General features: G+C 61.8%; 4 protein-coding genes. 3 read left to right on the top strand and 1 reads right to left on the bottom strand.

Annotation, left to right across the window (positions count from 1 at the left end; genetic code table 11):
- Positions 1-102: 102 nt before the first annotated feature.
- Both MTBUT4_RS14300 and MTBUT4_RS14295 read left to right on the top strand, forming a co-directional pair.
- Positions 103-648: a nucleotidyltransferase domain-containing protein gene (locus MTBUT4_RS14300; protein ID WP_173980371.1), complete on the top strand. Its 546-nt coding sequence runs from the start codon at positions 103-105 to the stop codon at positions 646-648.
- Positions 645-1,034 carry a HEPN domain-containing protein gene (locus MTBUT4_RS14295; RefSeq protein ID WP_173980370.1) on the top strand — a complete coding sequence of 130 codons (390 nt, stop codon included), beginning with the start codon at positions 645-647 and terminating at the stop codon, positions 1,032-1,034. Before MTBUT4_RS14300 ends, MTBUT4_RS14295 begins: the two co-directional genes overlap by 4 nt.
- 823 nt (positions 1,035-1,857) lie before the next feature.
- Here MTBUT4_RS14295 and MTBUT4_RS14290 read toward each other — a convergent pair.
- Positions 1,858-2,709, bottom strand: coding sequence for a CZB domain-containing protein (locus tag MTBUT4_RS14290; protein WP_173980369.1), 852 nt, complete (start codon positions 2,707-2,709; stop codon positions 1,858-1,860).
- Between the two features lie 525 nt (positions 2,710-3,234).
- Between MTBUT4_RS14290 and MTBUT4_RS14285 the strand changes: the two genes are divergently transcribed.
- Positions 3,235-3,474 carry a thermonuclease family protein gene (locus MTBUT4_RS14285; RefSeq protein WP_173980368.1) on the top strand — a complete coding sequence of 80 codons (240 nt, stop codon included), beginning with the start codon at positions 3,235-3,237 and terminating at the stop codon, positions 3,472-3,474.
- The last annotated feature ends 296 nt before the right edge of the window (positions 3,475-3,770 follow it).

Here is a 3,770-nt window from a genome sequence, read left to right as displayed (position 1 = left end):
GGAGCATCGGACCACAGGGAGCCTTCCATACGACTTCTTGCCTGCGTCACGACTGCGTATTACATATATGAAAGTCTGTGTCACGAGGCTGGAACGCTCCACATGTCCACCCCCACGATCACCTTCCGGGTGAAACCCGAACGGCAACAGGCCGTCCGCGAACTCGTCAACGCCATCAAGGATGATCCGGGCATGACGGCGGCCATACTGGAATTCATCCGCACGCGACCGTCCCTGGTTCCGGGAACTGGTGGCGACACGGCGATCCGCAACATCGGCCCGTTCCGCAACGAAGACGCTGCGTTGTCGTTCCTGGTCGGACGCCTCAAGACGGCGCTCCGTCCGGTGGCGCTTTTCCTGTTCGGCAGCCGCGCCGCCGGATCGGCACGCCCGGACAGTGATTTCGACCTTTTGGTCATCCTGCCCAACGACGAAAGCGGCCCCCCGGACTATTTCGCCGCCTATGCGCCGGTGGCGGGCTGCGGCATCGGCGTCGACGTCGTGCCCTGCCGCCTCGCCGATTTCGAGGCTGAACGGCAACGGCCCGGCACCATTGCCCATGCGGCGGACAGCGCAGGCCGGTTGCTGTATGCCAGCCCCGGCTCTCCCTTCCGTGACCGCTGGCGCGGTCAGGCGGTCAGCCAATGACGAACCGGCGCCTCTCCGCCCTGATGACCGCTGCCGAGCGCGACATCGAAGCCGCGCGACGATTGCTTCCCGAAATGCCCGACCAGGCGATCTTCCATGCCCAGCAGGCGGCGGAGAAAATGACGCGGGCGGTCTGCGAAGGCGAAGGACTCGCCGTCGGCCGCACACACAATATCGGACAGGCCGCCGGCTCCCTTCCCGACGGCCATGTTTTCAAGGAGGACCTTCTGGGCCTCGACAATCTGTCGGCGGCGGCCACGGCGTGGCGCTACCCTAGCCCCGGCGGCTGGTTCCCGGCCATGCCCGATCCGGGCGACGTCGAGGCGGCACTGGCCGACATCGAGGCGCTGCTGCCCGAGATCCGCGACTGGCTGGCCGAACGATAATCTCGGGAGGTCATCGTCGCGACATTGCCCACGCCTTCCGACGATGACGAGAGTGCCGCGATCCGGGAACGCCTTGTCGCGCTTGATGCGGAACGGACGGCCTTGGAAGGCAGGCTTGCCGGCCTCCTGACGCTTCAGATGGAACGACCGATCCCCGCGGCGCCACCCGCCGCCTCCACTGCGGGGACGATGACAGGGATACCGGGCGAATCCGATCACTCTGCTCACTACCTTGGGCGTCAGCGGTCAATATTTAATGGAACTGGTATTAGGTCCGGATCAGCAGGCGGCGTCGTTCAAGGCTACCGCCAATTCATCTTTGTTAGGGATGGGCTTTCGGTTCCTGTTGGCATAGAGGTAATAGCCGAGTGCAGCAATGCCAGCCCCCAGTAAAACCGGCCCCCATGCCCCAAGTCCAAGTCCCAGACTCAAACTGATCCCATGACCAGAGGCCGCACCAGTTCCGGTGCTCCACACTATGGGAGTGGCTGACTTGGCTCCCACAACCATCTTGCCGACAGCGGTGCCACATGGCCCAATGCCGCCCAGACCGGTACCTGCTCCGGTTCCTGCGCCTGCCCCTGCCCCTGCCCCTGCCCCCCATCCTATTGGAACGCCTTTGGCGCCCACGGCCATTTTGCCAACAGTCGTTTGCCCGAGGCCCAGCCCCGCCCCAGATCCGGTCTTTACGCCAAGACCTTTAAAGGCTCCCGCCTTGCTCCCTAAAGCTGAGCTTCCGTTCATAGGGCAACCCTGGCCTGCGGGCATGGAATGAAGACGCAAAGGCATGATGAACTATCCTTCAAGGCATCTGGTGGCAGGCTTAGAGTTTTGAACTTCCTGCCGACAGGACTTCGGAATCGGCCAGTTCAATTTGTAGGCGCGTCAGGAGGGTGATGATCTCGCCACTCAGGACCAGGGCATCCTCATAAGCCTCGTCGGCAGCACGAAGCTTTCCGTGATTGAGAGATGAGATGACCATGTCAACCTCCCGATGGAATCGCTTGTGGACGGCATCAAGGCTTTTCAATTCCTCGGTGGGACCCAACTCCCTCATGGCGGTACCATGTATCCAAATTCCGAGGCTGCACTCATCGCTTGGTTGGGCACGCATAGCCTTGCCATGACCACGGAACGCCGATTGAAGATCGCGAATCCATTTTAGATGGACAAGCCGAGCGCCCGTGACGTTTAAAGCATGACGACCACTGCCGCTCTCGCCTAAAGCCTGAATGGAAATGATGTTGAGGGGGAGTGGTTTTGGGAAAAGCGCTCTCATCAGCCGAGATGGAATGTCGTTTGGTTGGGCGCTGCTGATTGCTGCCTCGATGACGTCGAGTTCAAGGGCGGTCAGTAAAAAAAGTATTTCGCCGCTAAGCTTGCGAACAGCGGCCAGCTTTTCCACAGCGCGTTCGGCCTTGCCAGCTGCGCATGCAGACAAAGTTTCTTCGGCAAGATAGTGAAAGCGCTTATGAGCAGTTTTTAACTGCCAGACAGCTCCCAATTTGCCATAACGACTAAGGCCGGTACCGTAAATCCAGGTGCCAAGATCGCAATCCTCATGACCCATTAACGGTTCTTGCGCCCCTTCACCGTTCACGGTGGCCTCCAATGCTGCTTCCCAACGAAGATGGGCCAGCCTAGCGGCGTTAACGTCGAGTTCGGTAGCGATCATCGTGCTCGGTCCTTGAGTGCCCAGGATGCCTGTCTGGTGTGGAAGCCCCCCCTGTATAGGCAGCAATTGGGTCGGTATCACTGACATTTGTCAGCGACATGACCGAAGCAAAATATTTTGTTCAGATAGGGCGAGCAGATTATGTGCGGCGGCGTGCAAAAGTCGGCCACCCGACGAATTACGGAAGTGCACTAAATTGCCTGTTCGCGCGACCGAAAGGATGAGCACCCTCAAGCCCATCCGGCTGGGTATGCCGGGCTGCACCAGGCAGAGGCTTATGGCGGGTACGGCGTGGGAGGAGCGGGCGATCCCGGTTGCGCCAGTCGATCCCGTCGAGCATGGCTTGACGTCGCCGAGATGTCGGATGATCCGGACGTTATTGCGGGATCTGTACCCCACTCTTGCGCGGATGGCTCCCGCCAGCGAGGAAGGTCTGCTACGCTCTCCACCATGGTCTACCTCCAGCCCCGCCCGTCCCGTATCCAACTGCGCCGCGCCCGCAGGCGCCGGCTACTGCTGTCCGCCATGTTGCTGATGATCGCGGCACTGATGGCCGGTCAGGCCAGATCCGGCGACATCCTGCCCGGCCCCATCCCGGCGACCGTGCAGAAGGTGGTCGATGGCGACACCGTCCATGTCCGTGCCCGCATCCGGCTGGGCCAGGACGTGGAGACGATGGTGCGCCTGGCCGGCATCGACACCCCGGAAATCCGGGGCAGGGGCGGTTGCCCCGAGGAGCGCGACCTGGCGGCCAAAGTGACCTGAGACCGGCAAATTTCTCCGAATTTGGGTAGAGTCCGTCATCTACGGAGACGGACTATGAAGCGCAGTAAGCGTCGGCTGACGACTGCGGCAATGTCGGCTTGACGGCGAGCAGATCGCGGTGTGCGATGTTGCTTCGTGCATTACGGCGAGGTGGCCACCCGCCAGGAGGGGGCGTCCTCCGGAACCTCGGGCGTGCAGACCACGGTCCCTTCGGGGACAGCCGTGTCCTGATCCAGTCCGCCGAACCAGAACAGGGGGGCGACCCGGAGCGGTTCGGCCCCGTCGGCCTCTAGCCC

The organism is Magnetospirillum sp. UT-4 (genome assembly GCF_902729435.1).
Classification (GTDB): domain Bacteria; phylum Pseudomonadota; class Alphaproteobacteria; order Rhodospirillales; family Magnetospirillaceae; genus Magnetospirillum.
This window is presented reverse-complemented; position numbering and strand designations above follow the sequence as displayed.